The 25,681-nt window shown below is 75.3% G+C and carries 24 protein-coding genes; 7 read left to right on the forward strand and 17 right to left on the reverse strand.

Features of this window, described 5'->3' with window-relative positions:
- Nucleotides 1-76: 76 nt before the first annotated feature.
- From AB0D08_RS15125 to AB0D08_RS15155, 7 genes are all read right to left on the reverse strand, one after another.
- On the reverse strand, nucleotides 77-1,036 hold the full coding sequence (locus AB0D08_RS15125; RefSeq protein ID WP_149038040.1) for a hypothetical protein: 960 nt from the start codon (nucleotides 1,034-1,036) through the stop codon (nucleotides 77-79).
- Between the two features lie 37 nt (nucleotides 1,037-1,073).
- Complete coding sequence (locus AB0D08_RS15130; protein WP_359888967.1) at nucleotides 1,074-1,802, reverse strand: GntR family transcriptional regulator; 729 nt, start codon at nucleotides 1,800-1,802, stop codon at nucleotides 1,074-1,076.
- A gap of 120 nt (nucleotides 1,803-1,922) precedes the next feature.
- Complete coding sequence (locus AB0D08_RS15135) at nucleotides 1,923-3,092, reverse strand: DUF3103 family protein (RefSeq protein ID WP_033819442.1); 1,170 nt, start codon at nucleotides 3,090-3,092, stop codon at nucleotides 1,923-1,925.
- Between the two features lie 89 nt (nucleotides 3,093-3,181).
- Nucleotides 3,182-5,128 (reverse strand): GMC family oxidoreductase, encoded by a 1,947-nt coding sequence (locus AB0D08_RS15140; RefSeq protein WP_359888969.1) that lies wholly within the window; start codon nucleotides 5,126-5,128, stop codon nucleotides 3,182-3,184.
- On the reverse strand, nucleotides 5,125-6,510 hold the full coding sequence (locus AB0D08_RS15145) for a hypothetical protein (protein WP_359888972.1): 1,386 nt from the start codon (nucleotides 6,508-6,510) through the stop codon (nucleotides 5,125-5,127). Before AB0D08_RS15145 ends, AB0D08_RS15140 begins: the two co-directional genes overlap by 4 nt.
- A gap of 194 nt (nucleotides 6,511-6,704) precedes the next feature.
- A complete protein-coding gene (locus tag AB0D08_RS15150; protein WP_359888975.1) occupies nucleotides 6,705-7,814 on the reverse strand; it encodes a DUF1648 domain-containing protein in 1,110 nt (369 codons plus the stop codon).
- On the reverse strand, nucleotides 7,811-8,230 hold the full coding sequence (locus AB0D08_RS15155; protein ID WP_033822124.1) for a GntR family transcriptional regulator: 420 nt from the start codon (nucleotides 8,228-8,230) through the stop codon (nucleotides 7,811-7,813). The genes AB0D08_RS15150 and AB0D08_RS15155 overlap by 4 nt, the downstream gene beginning before the upstream one ends.
- Before the next feature lie 128 nt (nucleotides 8,231-8,358).
- Between AB0D08_RS15155 and AB0D08_RS15160 the strand changes: the two genes are divergently transcribed.
- Both AB0D08_RS15160 and AB0D08_RS15165 read left to right on the forward strand, forming a co-directional pair.
- A complete protein-coding gene (locus AB0D08_RS15160) occupies nucleotides 8,359-8,706 on the forward strand; it encodes a hypothetical protein (protein WP_033822125.1) in 348 nt (115 codons plus the stop codon).
- Nucleotides 8,707-8,752: 46 nt separating this feature from the next.
- Nucleotides 8,753-9,544 carry a leucine-rich repeat domain-containing protein gene (locus tag AB0D08_RS15165; protein ID WP_233289147.1) on the forward strand — a complete coding sequence of 264 codons (792 nt, stop codon included), beginning with the start codon at nucleotides 8,753-8,755 and terminating at the stop codon, nucleotides 9,542-9,544.
- A gap of 7 nt (nucleotides 9,545-9,551) precedes the next feature.
- Here AB0D08_RS15165 and AB0D08_RS15170 read toward each other — a convergent pair whose 3' ends face one another.
- The 5 genes from AB0D08_RS15170 to AB0D08_RS15190 form a co-directional block, all read right to left on the reverse strand.
- Nucleotides 9,552-10,301, reverse strand: a complete 750-nt coding sequence (locus AB0D08_RS15170) for a Clp protease N-terminal domain-containing protein (RefSeq protein ID WP_033822126.1) — start codon at nucleotides 10,299-10,301, stop codon at nucleotides 9,552-9,554.
- A gap of 62 nt (nucleotides 10,302-10,363) precedes the next feature.
- Nucleotides 10,364-11,146, reverse strand: coding sequence for a 2,3-dihydro-2,3-dihydroxybenzoate dehydrogenase (locus tag AB0D08_RS15175; protein WP_051813123.1), 783 nt, complete (start codon nucleotides 11,144-11,146; stop codon nucleotides 10,364-10,366).
- 94 nt (nucleotides 11,147-11,240) lie between these two features.
- Nucleotides 11,241-11,645 carry a VOC family protein gene (locus AB0D08_RS15180; RefSeq protein WP_359888980.1) on the reverse strand — a complete coding sequence of 135 codons (405 nt, stop codon included), beginning with the start codon at nucleotides 11,643-11,645 and terminating at the stop codon, nucleotides 11,241-11,243.
- A gap of 165 nt (nucleotides 11,646-11,810) precedes the next feature.
- Nucleotides 11,811-13,451 (reverse strand): amidohydrolase, encoded by a 1,641-nt coding sequence (locus AB0D08_RS15185; RefSeq protein WP_359888981.1) that lies wholly within the window; start codon nucleotides 13,449-13,451, stop codon nucleotides 11,811-11,813.
- 93 nt (nucleotides 13,452-13,544) lie between these two features.
- Complete coding sequence (locus AB0D08_RS15190) at nucleotides 13,545-14,993, reverse strand: APC family permease (RefSeq protein WP_359889016.1); 1,449 nt, start codon at nucleotides 14,991-14,993, stop codon at nucleotides 13,545-13,547.
- Nucleotides 14,994-15,243: 250 nt separating this feature from the next.
- Between AB0D08_RS15190 and AB0D08_RS15195 the strand changes: the two genes are divergently transcribed.
- Nucleotides 15,244-15,966 (forward strand): TetR/AcrR family transcriptional regulator, encoded by a 723-nt coding sequence (locus tag AB0D08_RS15195; protein WP_359888984.1) that lies wholly within the window; start codon nucleotides 15,244-15,246, stop codon nucleotides 15,964-15,966.
- 103 nt (nucleotides 15,967-16,069) lie between these two features.
- Complete coding sequence (gene ligA, locus AB0D08_RS15200; protein WP_359889018.1) at nucleotides 16,070-18,133, forward strand: NAD-dependent DNA ligase LigA; 2,064 nt, start codon at nucleotides 16,070-16,072, stop codon at nucleotides 18,131-18,133.
- A gap of 45 nt (nucleotides 18,134-18,178) precedes the next feature.
- Here the strand turns inward: ligA and AB0D08_RS15205 are convergent, their stop codons facing one another.
- From AB0D08_RS15205 to AB0D08_RS15215, 3 genes are all read right to left on the reverse strand, one after another.
- Nucleotides 18,179-18,637 (reverse strand): DinB family protein, encoded by a 459-nt coding sequence (locus tag AB0D08_RS15205; protein ID WP_051813126.1) that lies wholly within the window; start codon nucleotides 18,635-18,637, stop codon nucleotides 18,179-18,181.
- A gap of 281 nt (nucleotides 18,638-18,918) precedes the next feature.
- Nucleotides 18,919-19,494 carry a TerD family protein gene (locus AB0D08_RS15210; RefSeq protein WP_033822131.1) on the reverse strand — a complete coding sequence of 192 codons (576 nt, stop codon included), beginning with the start codon at nucleotides 19,492-19,494 and terminating at the stop codon, nucleotides 18,919-18,921.
- 153 nt (nucleotides 19,495-19,647) lie between these two features.
- Nucleotides 19,648-21,096 carry an LCP family protein gene (locus AB0D08_RS15215; RefSeq protein ID WP_359888987.1) on the reverse strand — a complete coding sequence of 483 codons (1,449 nt, stop codon included), beginning with the start codon at nucleotides 21,094-21,096 and terminating at the stop codon, nucleotides 19,648-19,650.
- 404 nt (nucleotides 21,097-21,500) lie between these two features.
- On the opposite strand from AB0D08_RS15215, the gene AB0D08_RS15220 reads away from it, so the two are divergent.
- Complete coding sequence (locus AB0D08_RS15220; protein WP_051813127.1) at nucleotides 21,501-21,833, forward strand: BlaI/MecI/CopY family transcriptional regulator; 333 nt, start codon at nucleotides 21,501-21,503, stop codon at nucleotides 21,831-21,833.
- Between the two features lie 3 nt (nucleotides 21,834-21,836).
- Entirely contained in the window at nucleotides 21,837-22,787 is a 951-nt protein-coding gene (locus tag AB0D08_RS15225) for a M56 family metallopeptidase (RefSeq protein WP_359888989.1), read from the forward strand.
- A 55-nt stretch (nucleotides 22,788-22,842) separates the two neighbouring features.
- On the opposite strand, the gene AB0D08_RS15230 is transcribed toward AB0D08_RS15225, so the two are convergent.
- Nucleotides 22,843-24,327, reverse strand: coding sequence for a cytosine permease (locus AB0D08_RS15230; RefSeq protein ID WP_359888992.1), 1,485 nt, complete (start codon nucleotides 24,325-24,327; stop codon nucleotides 22,843-22,845).
- 206 nt (nucleotides 24,328-24,533) lie between these two features.
- Nucleotides 24,534-24,668 carry a DUF6126 family protein gene (locus AB0D08_RS15235; protein ID WP_233288981.1) on the reverse strand — a complete coding sequence of 45 codons (135 nt, stop codon included), beginning with the start codon at nucleotides 24,666-24,668 and terminating at the stop codon, nucleotides 24,534-24,536.
- A 193-nt stretch (nucleotides 24,669-24,861) separates the two neighbouring features.
- Between AB0D08_RS15235 and AB0D08_RS15240 the strand changes: the two genes are divergently transcribed.
- The gene (locus AB0D08_RS15240) at nucleotides 24,862-25,644 is read left to right on the forward strand and encodes an SGNH/GDSL hydrolase family protein (RefSeq protein ID WP_359888995.1); all 783 of its coding nucleotides are present in this window, start codon (nucleotides 24,862-24,864) and stop codon (nucleotides 25,642-25,644) included.
- The last annotated feature ends 37 nt before the right edge of the window (nucleotides 25,645-25,681 follow it).

Consider the following 25,681-nt stretch of genomic DNA (forward strand, 5'->3'; position numbering starts at 1 on the left):
CAAGGGTCGTGACCCACGCCATCACGGCGGCGGCCGGCCCGCGCCCACGCCGGGCCGTCCGGGTGACGCCGCCCGGTCAGCGGTCGCGGCGGCGCCAGTGCCGGATGCCCTGCCAGGTCGCCACCCCCACCGACACCGCGATCACGGCGAGCGCCGCGGCGGCCGGCCTGCTGCCGATCAGCTTCACATCGGCGGCGATCACCGCCAGCAGGGCGAGCAGCGGCACCGCGGTCGCGATCACCGTCCGGCCCACCACCAGCACCGCCGACGGCTTCCACCGCCGGGCGCCCTCCTCGGCGCGGGCCTCCGCCGCCTCCAGCTCGGCCGCGGTCGCCCCGTAGTAGGCCGCCGCCCGCGCCCCGAGGGCTCCGGTGGCGCGGTAGTAGGCGAAACCCATGGCCGGGATCCACACCAGCGGGAAGAAGATGCCGACCGTGATCAGGCCGGCCGCCGCGGCCCAGCCGAGCACCTGCCTGAGGCGGCTCGGCTTCTCGTCCGCCGGTCCGATCACGCCCAGCAGGTACGCCATCCGCTTCACCATCGCCAGCCGGGTGCCGCGCGGCAGACGGCCCTCCGGGGCGTGGCCCGGCAGCTTCTCGATCGCGGTCAGCGCCTCGTCGGCCTTCTCCACGTCGGGGTAGACCCCCTGGAGGACCAGCACCTCCAGGGCCCGGTCCCGGACCGTCGGGTCCCGCCCGTCCAGCGCCGCCAGCGCCAGCGTCATCCGGATCTGCGCGAGCAGCGCCGCGCAGAACGCCACCGGGACCAGCACCATGAACGGGCCGCCGATCGCGCCGCCCTCGACCACCGTCAGCCGCACCCCGCGGTCGATCACCCGCCGGCGCAGCGACCCGGCGGGCCCGTCCGGCAGCGCCTCGTGCGCCCGGTCGACGGCCGCCTGCGCCTTGGCGCCCTCCATCTTGACCGCGAGCAGCGCGAGCCGTTCCGGCAGGTGCTGCGGATCGGCCAGCCCGGCCTGGAGCAGCTTGCGCGCCGACTCCGTCGACACCTCGCCCGTGTTCTCCGGCTTGCTCACCCCAGGAAGGCTAGGGCGTCGGCGCCCGGTGCGCCGCTCAGGCGCGCGGCGCCGCCGGTCGGGCGCCGCCGGGCGGCAGCAGCGAGCCCAGCATGATCTTCTCGGTCGCCCGCAGGTAGCGGGTGGCGGCGGCCTCGGCCTCGTCCGGCAGGCCGTCGGCCACCGCCCGGACCACGGGGGCGAGCCTGGCGGCGGCCTCGGCCGGGTCCTCGAACGGCGCGCGCAGCGCGGCGCGGACCGGGAGGTAGGCGTTGAAGAGGGTGTTGGTGAGCAGCAGGTACACCCGGTTGCCGGTGGCCCGGGCCAGTTCGCGGTGGACCTCGACGTCGGCGAGCTGGGCGGCGTCCCCGTCCGGGGCCTGGGCGACCGCCTCGAGCAGTTCCGCCAGCCGGCGGGCCTGGCGGACCGTGCGGCGGCCGGCGGCGCGGCGGGCGATCAGGGCGCCGATGTGGCCGCGGACCTCGAAGACCTCGGCCAGCCAGCCGTTGTCGCGGGCGGCGAGCATCGGCAGCAGGTCGGCGCCGCCGACCCGCAGGAAGTCCCGGACCCGGGTGCCGATGCCGTGCCGGGTGCTGAGCAGGCCGGCCTGCTCCAGCCGGGAGAGCGCGTGCTTGAGGGTGGTGCGGGTGACGCCGTAGCCGGCGGCCAGCTCGCGTTCGGGGGGCAGCAGTTCGCCGGGGCCGTGGGTGCCGTCCAGGATGTCCTCGCGCAGCCGGTGCTCCAGGACGTCGACGGCGGACTGACGGGCGATGATCTCGACTGGCACGGACGGTCTCCTCGGCTGCGCGGGTGTGGCAGTGGCTCAGCCACCCGTGACCGGAGTCAAACGGGTGGCCGGGCCGTCGTCAAGCCCGGCGGGCCGGGTCCGGCCCGGCCCGCCGGTGGGTCAGAACTGCTGGACGAAGTACGGCGAGACGCTCATCCAGCCGTTGGCGGCCGCGCCGTTCAGCCGGCCGGAGCTGTTCTTGGCGAGGGTGTACCAGGAGTCGACGTAGTCCGGGTCGTCGGTCCACCAGGAGCTGGGGATGGCCGCCAGCACCGCGTTGACCAGCGGGATGTAGGTGCCCTGGTCGGCGATGGTGAGCAGGACGGCCGCGATGGCCTGGGCCAGCGCCAGGTAGTTGGTGTCGCCGTCGTCCTCCATCAGGACGACGTCGGCCAGGTTGTACTTGTAGTTCGACCAGTTCACCAGGATCTGGTTCGGGTAGTAGACCGTGCCGTCGTAGTCGAGGTACGGCATGGTGACGGAGTCGACCCGCGGGGTGCCGTCCTGGCCGAAGCCGGTGACCAGGGCGAACATCTCGGCACCGCCCTTGAACCAGGGCTCCTCGTCGTCCGAGACCTCGATCGCGTCGACCTTGGTGGCCCACCAGCCGGCCGCGGCCTGCGCGGCCTGCCCGCCCTGGGCCTTCGGGGCGGCGGGGGCCGCCGCCGGGCTGCCGAGGCCCTTGCGGGCGAGTTCGGTGCTGAGCACCTTCAGGCCCGCCGTCATCGTCTTCGCGGAGTCGATGTCGACCAGGTAGACCGGCTGGGCGGGGAGCGCGGCGGTGTCCAGGCTGTGCGCGCGGCCGGTCCGGTCGTACGCGGTGACGCTCTTGGCGTGGTCGTCGCCGACGGCCGCGGCCACCAGCGGCTCCGCGCCGGCCTCCAGGGCGGCGCGCATCGACGGGTCGGCCAGCTGGACCCGCAGCAGCGGGCCGAGGTCGGCACCGAGTCCCTTGGCCGCGGCGATCCGCCGGTCGGCCGCCGTGACGGTGGCGGCGAGCTGCCGGGCGGCGGGGGCGGTGGCACCGGCCGCGAGCGGGCCGAGGTCCGCCGCTCCGGCGCCGGTGCCGGTACGGACCCGGGTGCGCCAGCCGGCGTCGGCCAGCGAGAGGGCGAGGGTGCGGGCCACCTGCTGCTCGACCTCGGTGACCTGGGCGGATCTGACCGAACCGGCGGGCGCCTGGGCCGCGGTGGGGGTGGCCGGGGCGGCGGCCGCCTGGCCGGCGGCGAGGGTGAGCAGGGAGAACACGGCGACCGCTAAGGTGCCGCGGCGAGCACGGGAGAAGGACATGGGGCATCTCCTGGTTCGGCTGGGTGGTCGGGGAGCGCCACCACCTGGGGGCGGCGCCGGGATCAGTGAAGCGCGTACATGACAGATCATCAATAGCCCGCGGTGCAGCCGTTCTCCACGGCGGCCCGGGAGACCGCCAGGGACAGGGCCATGATGGTCAGTTGCGGGTTGACGCCCGGGCAGCCCGGGAGTCCCGAGGCGTCCGCGACGAGGACGCCCCGCACCCCGCGCAGCCGGCCGTGCCGGTCCGCGGGGGAGATCGAGGGATCGGCACCCAGCGCCACGGTGCCGGTCGGGTGGAAGGCGGACAGGTGCAGGTCGCGCGGCGAGCTGCGGTCCAGCAGGGCGTGCAGCTCGGCGGTGGAGCGCACCCGGGGGGTGCGGGCCAGACCGGTCAGCACCTCGTCGGCGCCCGCCGCGAACAGCAGCTCCCCCATCGCGGCCACCGCCCGCAGCAGCGAGCGCCCGTCGGCCGGATCCAGCCGGTAGCGCAGCGCGGTCCGGCGGCTGCCCAGCACCCGGCCGCCCGGGCGGTCGGCGATCATCGCGCCGAGCGTGGCCAGCCGGTCCGCGTCCGCCAGCTCCGCCCGCAACTCCCGGCCGAGGCCGGGCAGGACGAACGAGCCCATCCCGGGCGGCGGCGCCGTCGCCTCGATCAGCACCCCCTCGTCGTGCAGCTCCTCCACGCCCGCGCTCTGCAGCACCGCCGGGCCCGCCGCGACGGGCTCCGCGAAGCGGCCCGCCACGCTGGTCGCCGGGTGGACGGCCAGGTTGCGCCCGGTCCGCGGGTGCCCGCCGAGTCCCGAACGGCGCAGCAGCGCGGGCGACTCCAGCGCCCCCGCGGCCACCACCACGAGCGGCGCGAGCAGTTCGAACGCGCTGCCGTCCGGCCGCCGGACGGCCACCCCGGCGGCGCGCGGCCCGCCGGGCCGGTCCGGGTCGACCAGGATCCGCAGCACCCGGGCCGAGGTGACGATCCGGGCGCCGGCAGCGCAGGCGTCGGGCAGCACGGACAGCTGCACGCTCTGCTTGGCCCCGGCCGGGCACCCCACCACGCACTGGCAGGACCCCTTGCAGCCGGGCGCGTTGCGGCGCAGCGGTCCGGCCCGCCAGCCGAGCTTCTCGGCGCCGCGCAGGGTCAGCAGTCCGTTGCGGCCGAGCACGTCGAGCGGCTGGGTCGCCACGCGCAGGGTGCGTTCGATCTCGTCCAGGTCCGCCCCGAAGGCCGTTCGGTCGGCGAGCTCCAGCCCGTAGCGGGAGCGCCAGCGGTCCAGCACCCGGCCGGGGGTCCGGTAGCAGGTACCGGAGTTGACGACGGTGGTGCCGCCGACGGCGCGGCCGGTCGGCAGCAGCACCGGCGGGGCGCCGAGCATCACGGTCGCGCCGCCGTCGCGGTACAGGTCGGCGAAGCGGTCCAGCGGCGCGCGCCGGCCGAACTCGGCGGTGGTGTGGTGGCGTCCCTCCTCCAGCACCACCACCCGCAGCCCGGCCCGGGCCAGCGTCCGGGCCGCGATCGAGCCGCCCGCGCCGGAGCCGATCACCACGGCGTCGGCACTCGCCCGGTCGGGCCACTCGGCGGACGGCACGCAGTCCAGCGGCGGGTCCTCGGGCGCGGACACCGGCGCGGGGAGCGTCCCGCCACGGCGGTGCAGCATCCGCTCGGTGCCGGCGGCCAGCAGCACCGGCACCTTGACCACGTCGAGCAGCGGCTGCAGGGCGGGGCGGGCGCCGAGGGCGGCGAGCAGCGCCTCGCGCCGCGGCTCGGGCAGGCGGTCGAGCCGGGCGCCGGTGCGCAGCAGCGCGTACGCGTCGACGGCCGCGGCCGCGGTGCGCAGGCCGGCCCGGGCGGGTGCGGGCAGCGCGGTGAGCAGGGCGTCCAGGCGGTCGGCGGTGGCGGCGGGCCAGGGCTCGCGCCCGTCGTCGGCGAGCAGGGCGGCGACCAGGCCGTGCAGGCTGCGGCTGCGGCTGCTGCTCCGGCTGCCGGCACCGGTGCCGGTGTCGGTGTCGGTGTCGGTGCCGGCGGGCGAGGGGGTCATCGGCCGCCCACCTCGGCGTGCGCCGTCCCGTCCAGCACCCAGGCGTGCTCCTGGCGCCAACGGCCCCGCCAGCGTTCGACGGTGATCCGGGCGTCGGCCGACTCGCTGTTGCGGCAGACGGCCCGGCTGCCGTCCGGGTCGGTGTAGTCGAGGGCGAGGGTGCGGTCCTCGGGCTGGCGGACCGTCACGGTGATCCGGCGCAGCGCGGTGCGGCCCGTCACCGTCCACTCCGGCAGGCCGATGACGGTCCGGAAGCCGCCGAGCGCGGAGCGGGCCGAGCTGCGCGGCCAGGTACGGCCGCGGTGCAGCAGGCGCAGGAAGACCAGCGGTGGGAGCCGGTCGAGCCCGGGCCGGTGGGAGACGGCGGCGACCACCTCCAGGACGTCGCCGCCGCCGAGGTCGGCGTGCAGCCAGGCCCAGCGCCGGGCGTTGCCGTGACCGTAGATCCGGGCGGTCGCCCCCGGGGCGCCGTCCAGCCGGAGTCCGGTGCGGGGGCCGGTGACGGTTCCGGTGTAGCGGGAGGTGGCCGCCGGGAGCATGTGCGCGGCGGGCAGCAGCGGCCGGCGCCAGGCCCAGCGGGGAAAGGTGTACAGCGGCGGTCCGGTGAACCGTTCGGTCAGGTCCCAGCTGTACGGGCCGGCCGTGCCGCGCAGGCGGCCCGGAGCGTCGGCGTCGCCCGGTTCGACGGTGTAGCGGGTGTGCTCGGGCGGGCCGCCGGGCGGGAACAGTGCGATCCAGCCGTGTTCGCGGGCGGGCGTGCCGTCGGTGGGCGCGGTCAGTTCGTGGTGCAGCCACAGGCCGGTGCCGTCGGCGGGGTCGGTGAGGGTGGTGTACCAGACCTCGGTGCGACCGGGGGTGCCGTCCCAGCGCGGGGTCAGTTCCCGCTCCACCGCCCGCGCGGTGGCGCCGGGCCCGTCGGCGGGCGCGGCGGCGGGACGCGGGAAGCGCCAGCTGGCCACGAACGGCAGCAGCGCGGTGGCGAGCGGGAAGCGCAGGGTGCCGCGGCCTACCGCGGCGCCGTCCTCCAGCAGGGTGAAGGGGAGCACCGTCATCGACTCCAGTGGGCGCCTCGCGGTGACCGACTTCCAGCCGAGCAGCGTCAACCGCCGTTCCCCGGAGCGGAGTTCGATCCGGTAGCGGATCCGTCGCCGGGCCAGCGGGGAGATCTCCAACTCCCCTGCGGCGGAAGGGTCGTCGGCCAGTCCGCCGATCCGGACCCGGCCGGTGAGGCGGGCGTCGGTGGTGCGGTGCGGCAGTAGCACCCGGTCCGCCCGGACCGCGAGGTCCAGCCGGATCGGACGCGCCCCGGCCTCGCCCGCGAGCCGCACGGTCCCCACCATCAGCTCGTCGAACGCCGTGCCGCGCCGGGGCAGCGTCTTCATCGGCCTCTCCCGTATCCAGAGGTATAGTGGCTGAGCCACTGAACCATCGTGTCGACGCGCCGTCAATCCCCGCGGGGGCAGCAGTTCTGGCGGTGCCTCCACCCGCAGTCGGGCGCAGGCCGCCGGGGGGGCCGGCAACGCAGCTGGGCGCGCCACACCCGTACGGTGCGGCGCGCCCAGGGGTCGCGGTGGGGTCAGATCAGGCTCATGGCGAGCGCGAAGCCCGCGCAGAGCGCGGCGAGCAGCAGCGTCCGCGGGTTGCCCAGGTTGAGGGTCCACCCGACGCCCAGGCGCTTTGGCACCAGCAGCGCCGGGTCCCGCCGGTTGACGTACACCGTGCCGGCCAGCCGCCAGTGGTGGCCGTCGTCGACGTGGACCAGGCCCGGCTCCGGGCCCGGGCCGGGCTCGGGCCGCGCGGAGGCCCGGTCGAGCCGGCTGCCGCCCTGACCGGTGCGGACGGCGACGACCACCAGGACCGCCAGCCCGAGGAGCACCGGAGCGAGCAGTTCGGCGGGCTCGACGGTGTGTTCGCCGCGCCAGATCCGTACCGCCGCGAGCAGCACCGACAGGTCGACGAGGGCGGCCAGCACCAGCAGCGCGGCCGAGGTCCGCCTGAGGTAGCGGCGGTGCCGCGCGGCGCTGCCCGCCGGGTCGGCCGGGTCGAGGTCGGCCCGCCCGCGCAGGGCGAGGCGAACGGTCAGCCCGAGCAGGCCGGTGAGCCCGAGCTGCGCGAGGACGGGCGCGAAGGCGGTGGTGAGGGACTTGGCCGCGAACCGGTCCGCCGTACCGTCGGCCCCGAAGTGGGTGGGCAGTTGCCCGGGCATTCCCGGATACCGGGCGACGGCGAGTGCGGCGGTCAGCGCGATCAGCAGGGCCGCGGGCGCCGCCCACGGCCAGGGCGCCCGGACCGGCCGGGTCCGCAGCGAGGTGTCGACGCTCACGCCCTGCCGCAGACCCCGGTACCAGCCCTCGCGCTCCTTGGCGGAGCGGATCGCCCGGCGGGCCCGGACATGGGCCGTCGCGCCGACCGCCGCGACCACGGCGGTCACCGCCGTCGCCACCGCGGCCGGGTCCGGCAGGACGGCGGCGAGCACCGCCCCGACCGCCACCGCGGACCCGCCACCCAACGCCAACAGCCTCCGGTAGGAACGGCGTTGCTCACCTATCACAGCCGCGTCCCGGTGCGCCGCCGGGATCCGCACCCCGAACGGCAGACCCGGGTCGGCCATCGCCGGCGCCAGCCAGGCCAGCACCAGAACCACCACCGGGACGATCGCCCCGGACACCACCACCGTGACCGTCATACCGACTCCCCCTCCACGCGGGCCCCCTCGGGCCGCACCCGGAACCCGCCCACCGTCCGGCCGCAGGCCGCCAGCACCGCCGCCCCGTCGAGCCCCTGCACCGTCGCCTCGGCCAGCAGCGTGCGCAGCCGGGCACCCCAGTCGTCCGTGAAGCCGGGCTCCGGCGGCCCGGAACGGGCGTCCCGGCGCACCACGGCGCCGCTCTTGCGGTTCAGGAGCAGCAGCCCCTCGCGACGCAGCAGGTCATAGGCCTTGTTGACGGTGTGGAAGTTGATGCCGAGGTCGGCGGCCAGCTGACGGGTCGACGGCAGCGCCGCACCCTCGGCCAGTTCGCCGGCGGCGACCGCCTCGACCACCCGGTCGCGGATCTGCTGGTAGATCGGGATCTCGCTGTTCAGATCGAGGGTGAGGATCACATCGGCTCCCGCCTGCTGTCTGCCTGCTCTATTACTTATAGAACAGACCGTCAGGCGATGGCAAGCGACTGCGTGCCCGCCGGGTGCGCCTCGCACCGTGCGGCCGGCCTCCGTGCTGGGATGGACGGGTGAGCGATCCCGAACCGAACCGCGCCGCCCAGCCCGCCCAGCCGTCCGCCGAGACGGTGCGCGACCTCGTGGAGTTCGTCGGCGCCCGCAGCGCCGAGGAGCTCGAGAGCGTCGACTACGCGGACGGCGCCGACCGGTTGCGCACCGCACTGCGCAACTCGAGCGCCCTGCTGGGCGCGGCGGTGGCCCTGATGGTCGCGGACACCCGGGACCCCCGCCGCTGGCATCTGCCGTGGGACGCCCTGGTGGAGATGGCGCTGCCGTGGTCCGGCCATCCCGGGTGGGAGCCGCGGTTCGCGGTCCGCGCGGACGGCACCACCGCCGAGACCGAGGACGGGAGCGGCTGACGGCCCTGCGCGCAGCACCCCGCGGGCCGGCCGGTACGGTCGCCGCATGACGACCGACCCCGGCGGGCCCGTGCTCCGCAACCGCTTCGGCGCCGATGTGCCCGCCCCGGCCGACGACCGGACCTGCCGCTGCTTCGACCAGTACCGGGTGTCCCGGCGCCGCAAGGTGCGCTTCCACACCGAACTGCAGGACACCTCCGCCCCCGGCTGGCTCCACCTGCTCGCGCTGGTCGAGGAGGCCGCCGCGGACGGGCGCGAGGAGTTCCACCCGCTGCGGGAGCTCAGCCCCGCGGAGCGGGCCGAGGTGATCACGCTGCCGCCGTCCATCGCCCGGCTGACCGCGGTGCGGACCTTCAACCTGTACGGCAGCGCGCTGGTGCGGATCCCGCCGGAGATCGGGGCGATGACCGCGCTCGAGGAGTTCACCCCGTACACCTCGTACCGGCTGCACTGGTACCCGTACGAGCTGACCCGGTGCCGGAACCTGCGGCGGAGCACGGTGAGCACCCGGGCGCTGTTCGGCAACGAGAATATCCGGCCGCCGTTCCCTGCACTCGACGGCGGACCGCACCCGGCCGGTGCGGCCGACCCCGGGGTGGGGGGCGGGGCCCTGCGGACCTGCAGCGTCTGCGACCGGGCGCTGGACGGCGGCGCGGTGCACCAGGTGTGGATCTCCCTGCGGGTGGCGACCGATGTGCTGCCGCTGCTGGTCAACGCCTGCTCGGCGGCGTGCGTCGCCGCACTGCCGGCCCCGCCGGAGGGCTACCCGGCCACCCCGCACCGGGGCGGCCCGGAACTCGTACAGCCCGTCGCCGAGGACGACGAACGGTACTGGTGAGCGCCCGTCAGGCGTCGGCGTCCTCGGCGGGTCCGGCGAGCTCGGCGGCGACCGCCTCGACCACGGCGGCCTCGGCGGCGGCCCGGTCGAGACCGAGACCGGTGAGCACGCCGTCGCCCGCCTCCTGCTCGAACAGGGCGAGCAGGATGTGCTCCGTCCCGATGTGCCGGTGCTCCAGCCGCAGGGCCTGACGGAAGGTCAGCTCCAGGACCTTCCGGCCCGCCCCGTCGTACGGGATCAGGTCCGGCACCCGCTCGGCCGGCGGCGGCAGCGCCGCCGTGGCTGCCCGCCGGACGGCGTCGGCGGTGACGCCCTGCGCCTCCAGGACGCGGGCGGCGACGGCCTGCGGTTCGGCGAGCAGGCCGAGCAGCAGGTGCTCGGGGCGGATCTCGTCGTTCCCGGCGGCCCGGGCCTCCTCCTGGGAGGTGATGACGACGTTGCGGGCCGGGACGGTGAAGCGGCCGAAGCCCTGGGAGGCGTCGAGGTCGGACGGCTCACCGGGGTCCTTGGGCACGAAACGCTTCTGGGCGGCCTGCCGGGTGACCCCCATGCTCCTGCCGATGTCGGTCCAGGACGCGCCCGAGCGGCGCGCCTGGTCGACGAAGTGGCCGATCAGGTGGTCGGCCAGCTCGCCGAGGTGGTCCGCGGCGATCACCGCGCCGGAGAGCTGGTCGAGGGTGTCGGGGTGGACCTTCTTGATGGCCGCGATCAGGTCGTCGAGCCGGACCGGGCCGGTCATCTGCACGGGTTCGTCCATGCGTCAACCTTAGGTTGACACCCCCGTGGGCGTCAACCCTCGGTTGACAGTCGGCCGTCCGGTCAGGCCCGCAGGGTGGCACCGCCGTCCACGTACAGGTCGTGCATGGTGATGTGGCGGGCCCGGTCGGAGGCCAGGAAGACCACCGCCTCGGCGATGTCCTCCGGGTCGGCGATCCGGCCGAGCGGTATGCCGACCCGGTAGGAGTCGAGGTCGCCCGCGATCACCCGGGCCGCGGCGGCCCGCTCGTCACCGGACCAGAGCGCGCGCTGCATCGCGGTGTCGGTGGAGCCGGGCGAGACCACGTTGCAGCGCACGCCGGAGCGGGCCAGCTCCAGCCCGAGGCACTTGGTGAACATGGTCGCGGCGGCCTTGGAGGCGGCGTACGCGGCCATCCCGACCCGCGGCACCCCGGCCGCGTTGGAGCCGACCGTGACCACCGAGCCGCGTCCGCGCGCGGCCATCCGCCCGGCCACCGCGCGGCTGACGTGGAAGACGCCCGAGGCGTTGACGGCGAAAGTGTCCGCCCAGTCCTGGTCGGTGAGGTCGACGACGGGCGCCGTCCGCAGGATGCCGGCGACGTTCACCAGGACGGTGAGCGGCCCGAGTTCACCCTCGATCCGGGCCACCGCCGCCTCGACGGCGGCCGGGTCGGCGACGTCGAGCGGATGGGCGGACACCGCGCCGCCGGAGCCGGCCGCCAGCCGCTCGATCCCGGCGGGGTCGAGGTCGGCCGCCGCGACCCGGGCGCCCCGGGCCGCCAGCGCGCGGGCCACCGCCGCACCGATCCCCTGACCTGCCCCGGTGACCAGGGCGACCTCTCCGGCGAGTTCCTTCGGTTCCACGGTCGCTCCCCTCGGGGGCGGCAGCGGCACCCCGTCCAGCTTGTTTAGGCGAGGCTAACCTAACAGCGCTCGGCCGGGGGAACGCACGGAGGGATCAGCCCTGGACGTGCGCCGGGTCCATCCAGATGACCTCCCAGAGGTGGCCGTCGAGGTCCTGGAAGCTGCGGCCGTACATGAAGCCCTGGTCGCTGGGCCCGTTGGACGGCGTGCCGCCGGCCGCCAGCGCCGCGTCGGCCAGCTCGTCGACCCGGGCGCGGCTCTCGACGCCCAGCGCCACGATCACCTCGGCGGAGGACGCCGTGTCCGCGATGGACTTCTTGGTGAAGGTCGCGAAGAACGGCTCGCTCAGCAGCATCACGAAGCTGTCCTCGCCGAGCACCAGGCAGCCGGCCTTGTCGTCGGTGAACTGCGGGTTGAACGCGTAGCCGAGCGCGGCGAAGAAGGCCTTCGACTTCTCCAGGTCCTTGACCGGCAGGTTGACGAAGATCTTGGTGGACACGGGGGCACTCCCGGGCAGGCGAAGGGTGCGGGGCCGCGGTCTCGGGCGGCTCCCCTGACAGTCACTCAGCATGGCACCGGGGTACGACAGATCCCGGGCCCGACGCCGCGGCGCCGGACCCGGGACACCCGGCCGGCCCCGGTACGGGCCGGTCCGGTCCCGCGGTCAGTCGGCGCGGTGCACCAGCCGTCCGCCGACCCAGGTCCGCAGGACGCGGGTGGCGGCGATCTCCTCGGCCGGGCCCGCGAACGGGTCCCGGTCCAGCAGCACCAGGTCGGCCAGCCGGCCGGCCTGCAGCGTGCCGACCTCGTCCTGGCCGTTCACGTGCGCCGACCCGGCCGTGTACGCGGCCAGCGCGGTCGCCAGGTCGAGCCGCTGCTCGGGCAGGAAGACCCGGCCGTCGGTGGCGCCGGGCTCCGCCCGGTTCACCGCGACGTGGATGCCCGCGATCGGGTCGGGGCTGCTGACCGGCCAGTCGCTGCCGGCCGCCAGGGTGGCACCGGAGCGCAGCAGGTCGCCGAACGGGTACTGCCAGCCGGCCCGCTCCGGCCCGAGGAACGGGATGGTCAGCTCGTCCATCTGCGGCTCGTGCGCGGCCCACAGCGGCTGGATGTTGGCGATCGCGCCGAGCGCCGCGAAGCGCGGTACGTCCTGCGGGTGGACCACCTGGAGGTGGGCCAGGTGGTGCCGGGTGGCACGCCTGCCGTTGGCCTTGCGGGCGGCCTCGACGGCGTCCAGCGCCTCGCGCACCGCGCGGTCGCCGAGCGCGTGGAAGTGCACCTGGAAGTCGAGCGCGTCCAGTTCGGTGACGTACGAGCGCAGCGCCACCGGATCGACGAAGCTCAGGCCGGAGTTGGCGGTGGCGCAGCCGCAGCCGTCCAGGTAGGGGGCGGTCATCGCGGCGGTGAAGTTCTCCGCGATGCCGTCCTGCATGATCTTCACGGCCGGGGTGCTGAACCGGCCGAGGGTGTTCCCGGCCCGGCGGGAGACCAGCTCGGGGATCTGCTCGGCGCCGCGTTCGCGCTGCCACCACAGGGCACCGGTGACCCTGGCCGTCAGGGTGCCGGCGCCGGCGGCGGCCAGGTAGGCGTCGGTGGGGTCGGGCTGGCCGTTGAAGACCCCGAGCAGCGCGTCCTGCCAGCCGGTGATGCCGAGCGAGTGGAGCAGTTCCTGGGCCCGCAGCAGCCCGGCCAGCCGGTCGGCCGCGGTGGTGGGCGGCACCAGGCGGGCGACCAGGCCGGTGGCGCCCTCCTGGAGCATCCCGGACGGGGTGCCGTCGGCCTCCCGTTCGATCCGGCCGTCGGCCGGGTCGGGGGTGTCCCGGGTGAGGCCGGCCAGCTCCAGGGCGCGGGTGTTGGCCCAGGCGCCGTGGTGGTCGCGGTTGAGCAGGTAGACCGGGCGGTCGGGGACCACCGAGTCGAGCAGCTGCCGGGTGGGGGTGCCGCCGGCGAAGCTCTCCATCGACCAGCCGCTGCCGGTGATCCAGGGACGCCCCGGGTGGGCCTCGGCGAACGCCCGGATCCGCCGCAGGTACTCCTCGGCGCCGACGGTGCCGGACAGGTCGCACTCGCCGAGTTCGGTACCGCCGTAGACGGCGTGCAGGTGGGCGTCCTGGAAGCCGGGCACCACCATCCGGCCTTCCAGGTCGACCACGTCGGTGCGCGGGCCGATCAGCTCGCGCACCTCGTCGTGGCCGACGGCGGTGATCCGCTCGCCGGTGACGGCGAGTGCGGTGGCCCTGGTGCGGGCGGCGTCGGCGGTGAAGACCGGGCCGCCGGTCAGGACCAGGTCGGCGTGGGGGGTCATGGAGGCTCCAGCGGGTCTCGGGGAGGTCGGAGGGTGGTCGGGTGGGTGCCACGGCACGGGCGGCCAGCGCACGGGCGCTACGGCGCGTGGGCGCTACTGCATCGTGCCGGGTGCGTCGCCGTCGGTCCCGGCGCCGGACCGGAAGAAGTCCGAACGGCGGCCCCAGCGGGCCCAGCCGGCCACCGGCAGACCGCTGACGATCATCAGTACGGGGACCAGCAGCTGGAACCAGCCGTTGTCGGCGCTGAGTTCGAAGTGGTCGGCGGAGTCGTAGAAGCTCCAGGCCAGGTAGCCGCCGACGGCGAGCAGCACGGCGGCGCCGAGCAGCGGGCCGACCACCGCCCGCAGCGCGACCCACGGGTTGCCGCGCAGCAGGTGGCGGAAGCGCACGGCGGCGGCGACGGCGGTGAGCGCGTAGTAGAGGGCGACGACGATGCCGATGGCGTTGACGGCGGCATCGATCAGGTCGGTGACGGTCGGGATGACCAGCGAGACCAGGGCGACGGCGGAGGCGATGGCGGTGATCAGCACGGTGCCGGTGACCGGGGTGGCGTAGCGGGGGTGGATCCTGGTCCAGACGGCGCCGAGGGTGCCGTCGCGGCCCATCGCGTAGGTGCCGCGGGCGGTCGGGATGACGTTGGCCTGCAGGGAGGCGACCGCGGAGAAGGTCAGTGCGATCAGCGGGAGTGCGGCCAGCGGCTGGTGCGCGAGCTTGTTGCCGAAGTAGGTCAGGCCCTGGGCGCCGTTGTCGGCCAACTCGTCGAGCGGCAGCACGCGTTGGAAGGCGGTTCCGGCCAGCAGGAACAGCGCCAGCATGGTGACCAGGGCGATCATGCCGCCCCGGGAGGCGTCCTTCGGCTCGCGGACCTCCTCGCCGACGCTGAACACCGCCTCGAAGCCCCAGTAGCAGAACACCGCCAGCACCATGCCCTGGGCCAGCGCCCCCATCGAGGGGATGGCGAACGGGTTGTACCAGTCCGGCGAGAACGGCTGCGACCCGGCGAACAGGCCGTAGCCGCAGAAGCCGAGCAGCACCAGGTACTCGAAGACCAGCAGGTACTTCTGCAGCCGGGCGGCCAGCTGCAGCCCGCGCACCGCCACCACGGTGGCGGCCACCAGCACCACCAGGCCGATCACGGTGGTCTGCCGGGTGGAGTCCGGGTCCAGGTCCAGCCCGAACAGGCGGTGCAGGCCGGCCTCGCCGGCCAGCTGGATCAGCGCCGAGCCGGTGACCGCCGTGGTGTAGGCCATGAACACGATGGTGCCCACGGTGTTCACCCAGCCGGTCAGGAAGCCCAGCCAGGGGTTGAGCGTGCGCCCCACCCAGGTGTACGAGTTGCCCGCGTTGGGCTCGACCAGGTTGAGCCGGCCGTACGCGCCGGCGATGCCCAGCACCGGCAGGAAGGCCAGCAGCATGATGGCCGGCAGGTGCAGTCCGACGACCGAGGCCGTCAGTCCCAGACCGATGCCGATGCTGGAGGTGGCGGCGGTGCTGGAGGCCGCGATGGCCACGCCGTCCACCACGCCGAGCGTCTTGCGCATCGTGGTGTGCGGCGCCGTGCCGCCGCTCCCCGCGCCGGGCCCGCCCGCCCCGTCGCCGTTCCCCCGGGCTCTCGCCTCGTCCTTCGCCATTGCTGCCAACGGACCACCGCCTCGACCGTGGGGGCCGCGTCGGGCCCCGGTGGCTGGTCATGAAACTCCCGGGGGCCTTTTCAGGTCAATGGCGTTGTCATAAGGTGCCGCCAGCGGGCCGGGCCCTCCGCCCGGCCGACGACCGCAGGAGCACAGCCGGATGAACGAGCGCGTGGTCCCCGAACCCGAGCGCCGCCGACGGCGGCCGACCAAGCAGGGCACCGTCCTGTCGGCCGAGGTGATCATCTCGACCGCGCTGCGGCTGCTCGCCCAGCACGGCGCCGAGGCGCTCACCGTCCGCCGGCTCGGCGCCGCGCTCGGCGCCGACCCCAGCGCGATCTACCGGTACTTCCACAACACCGACGACCTGCTGCTCGCCATCGCGGACGAGTTGATCGCCCGCGCCCAGCACGACTGGCGCTCGACCGGCGACTGGGTCGCCGACCTGCGCACCATCGGCCTGCGGATCCACGCGGCGTACCAGGCGCATCCGCAGGCCGCCCTGCTGGCCGCGTACCGGACCACCGGGCGGCAGAACGAGGCCCGCGCGGTGGAGACCATCCTCGGGGTGCTGCGCGGCGCCGGGTTCCCGGACCCGGAGGCGGTCGCGATCTACCACGCCTTCGTCGACCAGGGCCTGGCGTTCGCCGCGCTGGACGCGGCCGCCGACGCGCTGCCCGCCCCCGCCCGCGCGGCCGACCTGGCGGTCTGGCAGCGGCACTACGCCAGGCTGCCCGCCGAGACCCACCCCAACATCGCGGCCACCGCCCGGCTGCTGGTCACCGACATGCGGCGCAGCGGGTACCCGCGGGCGCTGGAGTTGCTGCTCTCGGCGGCGTCCGCCCGCCTGGCGGCGCTGAAGGCTCCGCCGGGACCGGCCTGAGCCCCGGCCGCCCACGCCCCTGGCGGCGCACCCGCGATCAACCCGGGCCATCCGCCCGCCCGCGATCACTGCCGGTCGGGAACTGTCAGTGTCGGTCGAGATGATGTTCGACATGAAGCACGCAGCCGTTCCGGCCTCCCCCACCGCCTACGCCGATGCCGTCGCCACCGCCGTCCGGGCGGCCGAGGCCTACTACGCCGACGGCTCCACGCCGCTGGGCGACGACGAGTACGACGCGCTGCTGCGCTCGATCACCGCGTACGAGCAGGCCCACCCCGACCAGGTGCTGCCGGACTCCCCGACCGGCAAGGTGGCCGGCGGCGCGGCCGGCGGCGACGTCCCGCACAGCGTGCCCATGCTGAGCCTGGACAACGTCTTCTCGGCCGAGGAGCTCGACCTGTGGGCCGCCGGGCTGGAGCGCCGGCTCGGCCGGCCGGTCGCGGGCTGGTGCGTGGAGCCCAAGCTGGACGGCCTGGCGGTGGCGGCCCGCTACCGGGCGGGCCGGCTGGTCCAGTTGGTCACCCGCGGCGACGGCCTGGCCGGCGAGGACATCTCACACGCCACCGGCGCGGTGCTCGGGCTGCCGGCCGAGCTCGGCGAGCCGGTCGACGTCGAGCTGCGCGGCGAAGTGCTGCTGACGCAGAGCCAGTTCGAGCAGGCCAACGCGGTCCGGCTGGCGCACGGCGCCACCCCGTTCGCCAACCCGCGCAACGGCGCGGCCGGCACCCTGCGGGCCAAGGACCGCGCCTACCGGGTCGAGCTCACCTTCTTCGCCTACGACGCCCTCGGACTGCCCGAACCCGCCCACAGCGAGCTGCTGGAGCGGATCGCCGCGCTCGGCGCCAACACCGCCGCGGCCACCGCGGCGGGCCCGCGCCACTGCACCGACGTGGCGCAGGTCCAGCAGCGGATCGCCGAGATCGGCGCGCTGCGGGCGGCGCTCCCGTTCGGGATCGACGGGATCGTGATCAAGGCGGACGCGGCCGCCGACCAGGAGCAGGCCGGCTCCGGCTCGCGGGCACCGCGCTGGGCGGTCGCCTACAAACTGCCCGCCGTGCACAAGGTCACCCGGCTGCTGGAGGTGGAGTGGAACGTCGGCCGGACCGGCGTGATCGCCCCCCGGGCCGTCCTGGAGCCGGTCGAGGTGGACGGCGTCACGATCACGTACGCCACCCTGCACAACCCCGCCGACATCACCCGCCGCGGCCTGCTGATCGGCGATCAGGTCTTCGTGCACCGCGCCGGCGACGTCATCCCGCGCGTCGAGGCGCCGCTGACCGAGCAGCGCACCGGCGCCGAGCGCGAGATCGTCTTCCCGACGGACTGTCCGCGCTGCGGCGACGCGATCGACACCTCCCAGCAGCGCTGGCGCTGCGTGCGCGGGCGCGGCTGCCAGGCCGTCGCCTCGATCCGCTACGCGGCCGGGCGCGACCAGCTCGACATCGAGGGCCTCGGCGGCACCCGGGCCGTCCAGCTGGTCGACGCCGGCCTGGTCACCGACCTCGCCGACCTGTTCACGCTGACCAGGGAGCAGTTGCTGACCCTGGAGCGGATGGGCGACACCAGCGCCGACAACCTGATCGCCGCCCTCGCCGCGGCCAAGGCCCAGCCGCTGCACCGGGTGTTCTGCGCGCTCGGGGTCCGCGGCACCGGCCGGTCGATGTCCCGCCGGATCGCCGCGCACTTCGGCAGCATGGCCGCGATCCGCGCCGCCGACGCCGAGGCGCTCGCCGGGGTGGACGGCATCGGCCCGGAGAAGGCCGCCGTGGTGGTCGCCGAACTCGCCGAACTGGCCGATGTCCTGGACCGGCTGGCGGCGCTCGGCGTGGGCACCGCCGTCACCGCCCCGACCGCGCCCGCCACGGTCTCCGGGTCCTCCGCGGCCTCCGCATCCGCCGCCGAGGACGGGCCGCAGGGCCCGCTCGCCGGGCAGGCGGTGGTGGTCACCGGCACCATGACCGGGCCGCTCGCCGCCCTGTCGCGCACCGAGACCAACGAGCTGATCGAGCGGGCCGGCGGCAAGGCGTCCTCCAGCGTCTCCAAGCGCACCACCCTGCTGGTCGCCGGGGACAAGGCCGGCTCGAAGCGGGCCAAGGCCGAGGAGCTCGGGGTGCGGGTGGTGACGCCGGAGGAGTTCGCGGAGCTGGTGGGCGAGCTGCTGGTCTGACCGGGCCGCCGGTCCGAGCGGGCGCGCCCGGCGGGGCCGCGCCGCTCAGGCGCCGACGGTCCCGTCGATGCCCTCCCGCAGCAGGTCGGCGTGGCCGTTGTGCCGTGCGTACTCGTGGATCAGATGCAGCATCACCAGCCGCAGCGACACGTCCTCGCCCCACCTGGCGTTGTGGCCGGTGACGTCCAGCGACTCGGCCTCCCGCTCGATCCGGCGGGAGTGCGCGACCTCCGCCTCCCAGGCCGCGAACGCCTCCGAACGGGTGGCACCGCTCGCGTCGTACGCCACCTGGTAGTCGTCCTGGTCGGAGTACACCAGCGGGACGGTCTCGCCGCCCACCACCCGGCGGAACCAGGTCCGTTCCACCTCCGCCAGGTGCCGCACCAGGCCGAGCAGCGAGAGCGTGGAGGGCGGCATTGACTGCCGGCGCAGCTCCTCGTCCGACAGGCCGTCGCACTTCATCGCGAGGGTGGCACGGTGGTAGTCGAGGAAGGCGCGCAGCATCTCGCGTTCGCCTCCGACCAGGGGCGGTCCGATCCGTTCGGTGGTCCCCCCGGTCCCCCCGGTCCCCGCCGTCCCCGTGATCCCCTCGGTCCCCGTGTTCTCGGTGCTCTCCGTGGTCACTGCTGCTCCCCTTCGGCCGTGACGGCCGGGCCGGCCGCCGGTGGACCCCGTGTCCCGACGGTCCCGAGTTCTACCAGAGGGCCCCGGCGGGTACGCGGACGGCCCCGGGGTCGCGGCCGCGCGGTACGCGGTCGCGGCCCCGGGGCCGGACGGGGGTCGGGTCAGACGTTGACGCCGTAGTCGAGGGCGATGCCGCGCAGGCCGGAGGCGTAACCCTGGCCGATGGCGCGGAACTTCCACTCGTTGCCGTAGCGGTAGAGCTCGCCGAAGACCATGGCGGTCTCGGTTGAGGCGTCCTCGGTCAGGTCGTAGCGGGCGACCTCGCTGCCGTCGGCCTGGTTGACCACCCGGATGAAGGCGTTGCGCACCTGGCCGAAGCTCTGCCGCCGGGCCTCGGCGTCGTAGATGGAGACCGGGAAGACGACCTTGACGACCTGGGCGGGCACCGCCGACAGGTCGACCTTGATCTGCTCGTCGTCGCCGTCGCCGCCACCGGTGAGGTTGTCGCCGCTGTGCTCGACCGAACCGTCGGGGCTGCGCAGGTTGTTGTAGAAGACGAAGTGCTGGTCACCGAGCACCCGGCCGCTCTCGTTGCACAGCAGCGCGCTGGCGTCGAGGTCGAAGTCGGCGCCGGTGGTGCCCCGCACGTCCCAGCCCAGTCCGACGATGACCGCGGTGAGCCCGGGGGCCTCCTTGGTCAGCGAGACGTTTCCGCCCTTGGCGAGCGTGACTCCCATGGTGTCCTCCTGCTTCCCCGCGCCGGTCCGCGCGCGCCCGGCTCCCTGCATCTCGCGCTGCTCCGAATCTACAGCACTGTAGATCGCGCGTGAATCGGCCGGGCCGACCCGTCCCCTGGTCCGCCGTCAGCGCTCCGCGCGCCCCGGGAGGCGTCAGCCGTACGACAGGTCGGTGCACGGGTCGTCGGCGGCGGACCTGCCCGCCGCGGTGAGCGAGGCCGGCAGCCGCCCGGCCGGCCCGCCGCCGGGCGAGGCGCCTCCCGGGCTCGCCGTCGCGGTCCCCAACTCGCGTCCCAGCAGCAGCGCCACGCCCGGCTCCGCGGACGGCTCCAGCCCCGCGCCGGGGAACAGCCCGGCCACCTCGCGGGCCGCCGACTCCTGCCCCGGCCCGTAGCGGACCGCGGTGGTCCGGCGGGCCGGCGTGGCGACGGCGGCCCGGGCGGCGAGCGTGAAGCCGTTCAGCGTCAGCTGCTCGGTGGCGCGGGCGGCCAGACCCGCGGTGCCGCTGCCGTCCCGGACCTCGACCTCGATGCCGCGCTGCGCCGCGGCGCCCGGCGAGGCCGAGGCGTCGGCGTCGGACCCGTCCAGCGGCCGTTCGGCCCGCAGCGCCGCCCACAGCTGGGTGGCGTCCGGCTGGACCAGCGCCACCCGGGACCCCTGGTAGCGCCAGGGCACGGTGAGGAAGCGGGCGTCGGCGAGTTCGATGTCCCGCAGCGAGAGCGCGAAGTCCAGCAGCTTGACCGCCGAACCGAGTCCGGGGTCGACCACCAGCGAGCCGGTGGCGGCGTCCGCGAGCGGCAGCAGGGTGGCCGGGTTCATCCCGACCCCCTTGATCTGCCGCAGCAGCGAGCCGAGGAAGGCCTGCTGCCGCTTGGTGCGGCCGATGTCGGACCCGTCGCCGATGCCGTGCCGCAGCCGTACGTAGTCCAGCGCCGCCTGGCCCTGGACCCGCTGCTTGCCCTGCGGGAACAGCAGCCGGCCCGGCCGGCCGAGGTTCGGGTTGAGGTCGCCCTCGTACACCGGCTTCGGGACGCAGACCTCCACGCCGCCGACCGCACTGGTCATCGAGGCGAACCCGGAGAAGTTGACCACGATGGTGTGGTCGACCCGGAGGCCGGTCAGCTTCTCCACGGTGTTCTGCGAGCACGCCGGGTTGCCGTCGGCGCTGCCGCCGACCTCGAACGCGCTGTTGAAGGTCGCCCCGGTCTGCTGCCTGGTCCACTTGCCGTCCGGCAGCATGCACGGCGGGATGTCCACCAGCGAGTCGCGCGGGATCGACACCCCGACGGCGTGCCGGTGGTCGGCGTACACGTGCAGCAGGATGGTGGTGTCCGAGCGGGCGCCGCTCTCCACCCCGCCGCCGAGGTCGCGGTTGGCGCCGTCTCGGGAGTCGGAGCCGATCAGCAGCACGTTGACCGGGGTGCGCCCCTGCGCGTCCGGGCCGCCGGCGGCCGGGCGGTCGCGGCTCAGCGCGTCCCCGTCGAAGATCCGCAGATTGCCGTTGAGCCGGTGGTACACCACCACACCGGCCAGCAGGACCAGCGAGAGCAGGCCCGCCATGCCCCAGAGCACCGGCTTCCGGCGGCTGCGCCGCTCGACCACCCGTGTACCCCCTTCACCACGCCGGACAGTTCCGGCGGCCACCCGGCGGACGGACCGTCAGCCGCCGCGGGGCGGGGCCGCCGACGGCGACCGCGGACCGGGCGGCAACCCGTCGAGCATAGCGCCCAAACCGGACAATTCACCGACCTTCCGTCAGTTCGCGCGCCCACCGCCGCACCACGCGAGCCGCCCCGGGAGCCCACCCCCGCCCCGGCCCGTGCCGGCCCGGTACGACGGCTCAGTAGGATGACGACGAAGCGCCCCGGCAGTCCGGAGCCACCGAACCGGAGGGAGCCGCCGACGTGCGCGACACCACGACGGACCACCAGGCGACCACCTCGGCCACCGCGGCGGCCGCCTTCCCCCGGGTACGCCGACGCGCCCAGGGCGAGCTCGAGGCCCAGGTGCTCGCGGTCCTGCGGACCGCGACCGGGCCGGTCACCGCGGGCTGGGTCCAGCAGCGGCTGGACGGCGACCTCGCCTACACCACGGTGATGACCATCCTGTCCCGCCTGCACGGCAAGAACGCCGTCTCGCGCAGCCGCACCGGCCGCTCCTACCACTGGCTGGCGGCCTCCGACGCGGCCGGCCTCGCCGCGCTGCGGATGCGCCGGATGCTCGACACCCACGCCGACCGGGACGCCGTGCTCGCCAGCTTCGTCAGCGCGCTGCTCCCGCAGGACGAGGAACTGCTGCGGGCCCTGCTCGACAGCGCGGCGGACGGATCCGAGGCCTGAGCCGTGGGCGTGTTCGTCTTCCTCCCGCTCGTGCTGCCGCTCACCGCCCTGCCCATCGCCCGGCTGGCCGAGCAGCACCTGCACCCGCGCACGGCGGCCCGGCTGCTCACGGTGATCGCCGTGGTGATGGCGGCCAGCTGCGCGATCAGCCTGTGCCTGCTCTTCGTGGTCGGCACCGCCCACCTCACCGGCAACCCGCTGCCGGACAGTTGGTCCGACCCGGAGGTGCGCAACGCCGTCCCGTTCCACCGGACCATCGGCAGCTCGGCGATCGTCGCCCTGCTGGTGGTGCTCGCCGCCTGCGCCCGCACCCTGCGCCGGCACCGTCGGGTCCGGGCCCGCAGCCGGCAGGCGCTCGGGGTGGCGGGCGTCAGCGGGCCCGAGGTCGCCGTCCTGCCGGACGAGCGCCCGTACGCGTACGCGCTGCCCGGCGCGCCCGGCCGGATCGCGGTGTCGACCGGCATGCTGGCCGGCCTCGCCCCGGACGAGCAGACCGTCCTGCTGGCGCACGAACGGGCCCACCTGACCCACCATCACCACCGCTACCTGCTGGCCACCCAGCTCGCGGCCTGCGTCAACCCCTGTCTGCGGCCGCTGCGGCAGGCTGTCGCCTACAGCACCGAGCGGTGGGCCGACGAGGAGGCCGCGCACTCTGTCGGCGACCGGCGGCTGACTGCCCGGGCCGTCGCCCGGGCCGCGCTCATCTCCGTCCCGCCGCCGGTTCCCGGCGCGGTCGCGGGCGCCCTGGCCGCGTTCGCCGCGCCGGGCCCGGTGCCCCGCCGGGTGGCCGCCCTGCTCGCGCCGGGCCCGCGCACCAGCGGCTGGCCCCCGGCCCACAGCCGGGCCGGCCTCGCCACCATGGTCGCCGCCGCCGGCACCGCCGCCTCCGCGGTGTCCTCGCTCAACGCGGCCGTCGCCCTGCTCCTCCTGCTCAAGGCCGCCACCCCCCTCTGACCGCGCCCTCCCCGACCGTGGCCCGCCGCACCTGCGCGAAAGCCCCGCGGCCCGGTCAGGTACGCGGCCCGACCCCGGCCCGGGCCGTACCGGCCGCCGCCGTCGGCCGCCCGGTCGGGCCGGCCAGGCCGCGCTGCCGGCGGGAGAGCCCCAGGTACAGCAGCGCCGCCACCGCACCGGAGAGCAGGAAGCTGACGTCGATCCCGCCGGTCAGCGGGAGCAGGAAGCCGTGGTAGACGGGCGTGTCGACGCCGCACAGGCCGACCGCGCTGCCGGCCGCCCAGGCCACCGTGGCCGAGATGTTCCAGCCCGTGCGGTACCAGTAGATGCCGCCGCGGGTACCCCGGTTGTAGACCTGCAGCGACTGCCGGTCGTAGTCGCCGCGGCAGCGCACGTGACCGATCAGGGTGATCACCGCCCAGGGCGCGCCGATCGCCGTCAGCACCAGGACGAACGAGGTGACGGCGGACTGCGCGTTCCACACGAAGTGCCCGAGGAAGACCAGGACCGTCCCGAGCCCGGCCACCACGTAGGTGGCCTGCAGGCGGGTGGCGCGGGGCAGGATGGCGTCCAGGTCCAGCCCCATGCTGTACAGCATCAGGCCGGTGTTCCCGGCGCTGCCGAGCAGGCCGTTGAGCAGCAGCGGCACCAGGACCCAGAGCGGCGCGCCGGCGATCAGCCCGCCCACGTAGTCCTGGCCGCCGCCGGTCGCGATGGCCGTGAAGGTGCCGAACAGCTGCGGGATCAGCAGTCCCGCGAACAGCCCGAGCACGGTGGAGCGCAGCACCTTGCGGCCGCTGTGCCGGGCGGGCGAGACGTACCGGGTGTAGTCGCCGAGCAGGGTGATGAACGCGATCGGGCCGCTCAGCCCGGCCGCCACCACCGACAGCAGCCAGGTCGGCCAGAAGCCGCCGAGCAGGTACGAGCCGTGCGCCGAGGCGTCGAACTGCGGCGCGAAGGCGAGCAGCCCGGCCAGCAGCAGCGCGCCCATCGCCCACATCAGCACCTTCTCCAGCCGCAGCAGCAGCCGGTAGCCGAAGACGGCGGCGGTCGCGCTGAGGGCGGCCAGCACGGTGTAGGTCGCGACGTACGCGGGGCCGTGGGCGGGCAGGCCGAGCAGCCGGTTGAGCGCGCCGACCACCACGTCGCCGCCGACCCACAGCGACAGCGCGGTGTACCCCAGCGACAGCAGCAGGCCGACGACCGAGCCGATCAGCCGTCCGCGGACGCCGAAGTGCGCCCCGGAGCTGGTGGAGAGGTTGGTCGCGGTGCGCAGCGAGACCAGGGCCAGCGGCGCGGTCAGCGCGATGCCGAGCACGGTGCCGACCACCACCGAGCTGGTGGCGGCCCAGAAGGAGAGGCCGAAGGAGACGGGCAGCCAGCCGAAGACGACGACGCCGAAGGCGAGGTTGGAGCCGATCAGGATGGTGAGCACGTCGCGCGGGGTGCTGGTGCGCTCCGCCTCCGGGATGGTGTCGACGCCGTGCTGCTCGATCAGGGCGTGGCCGGTGGCGGCGGACGTGGCTTGGGGCTGCGGCATCGTCTTCCAGGTGTTCCGTGCGGCGGAACGGGGAGAGCCGCCGGCTGGTTCCGGGGCGGACCGGGCCGCACCGTCCGTTCATGCTCTGTTTCCGGACGTGTCGGACACAACGGGCGATCCTCCACACCGGTGGACGGATTCCCCACGAACGGCTGTGCGGTCGCACCAGCCGCGGTGGTGGGCGGCGGACCCCGGCAGGGGGCGGCTCAGTGGTGGCGGCCGCCGAGGGCGAAGAGCAGGATCACGAAACCGGCGAACAGGTGGGTGCCCGCGATGTAGATCGAGGCCCGGATCATCATGGCCCGGCGCCGGGTCTTCTCGTCGTGGACGGCGTCGGACATGGGACGGGACTCCTGGTCTGGCCGGGCGGGCCGGACGGCCCGGACGGGTCCGCCGGCCGGCGGTCCGCGGCCTCCACCCTACGGTCCGGCCGCCCGCGCGGACCGGCCCCGCGGGCACCGTGGCGGAGATCACGCTCCGCACCGGGCCACCTACGGTGGCGTAAGTCACTTCACAAGGTGAACTATCTTCACCATGGCCGATCACCAGGAGACCCCTGACCTTCACTCGTACGTCGCCCTCGGCGACTCCTTCACCGAAGGCCTCAACGACCCGGGCGAGGACGGCCGGTTCGCCGGCTGGGCGGACCGCCTGGCCGGAATGCTCGCCGACCGCGACCCCGTCGGCGGCTTCCGCTACGCCAACCTGGCCGTCCGCGGGCGCCTGCTCGACCAGATCAGCGCCGAGCAGGTGCCGCAGGTCCACCGGATCCAGCCCGACCTGGTGACCTTCTGCGCGGGCGGCAACGACATCCTGCGTCCGGGCAGCGACCCGGACGAGGTCGCCGAGCGCTTCGAGCGGGCGGTGGTGGAGCTGCGGCGCAGCGCGGGCACGGTGCTGGTGTGCACCGGTTTCGACACCCGCGACGTGCCGGTGCTGCGCCACCTGCGCGGCAAGATCGCCACGTACAACGTGCACCTGCGGGCCATCGCCGACCGCAACGACTGCGTGGTGGCCGACCTGTGGTCGCTGCGCTCGGTCCACGACCGGCGGGCCTGGCACGACGACCGGCTGCACCTGTCCCCCGAGGGCCACCAGCGGGTCGCGCTGCTCGCGGCCCGTTCGCTCGGACTGCCGGGCACCGACGACCCCGAGGCGCCGTGGCCGGCGGTTCCGGCGCCGACCCCGGCGGAGCAGCGCCGGGAGAACCTGCAGTGGGCCCGGACCTACCTGATCCCGTGGGTCGGCCGGCGGCTGCGCGGCGAATCCTCCGGCGACCACGTCGAGGCCAAGCGCCCGGAGCTGCTCCCGCTCTGACCCGCGCGGCCGACGCCCGGCTCCGCGTGACGCAACG

This window comes from Kitasatospora sp. NPDC048540, assembly GCF_040651175.1.
Classification (GTDB): Bacteria; Actinomycetota; Actinomycetes; order Streptomycetales; family Streptomycetaceae; genus Kitasatospora.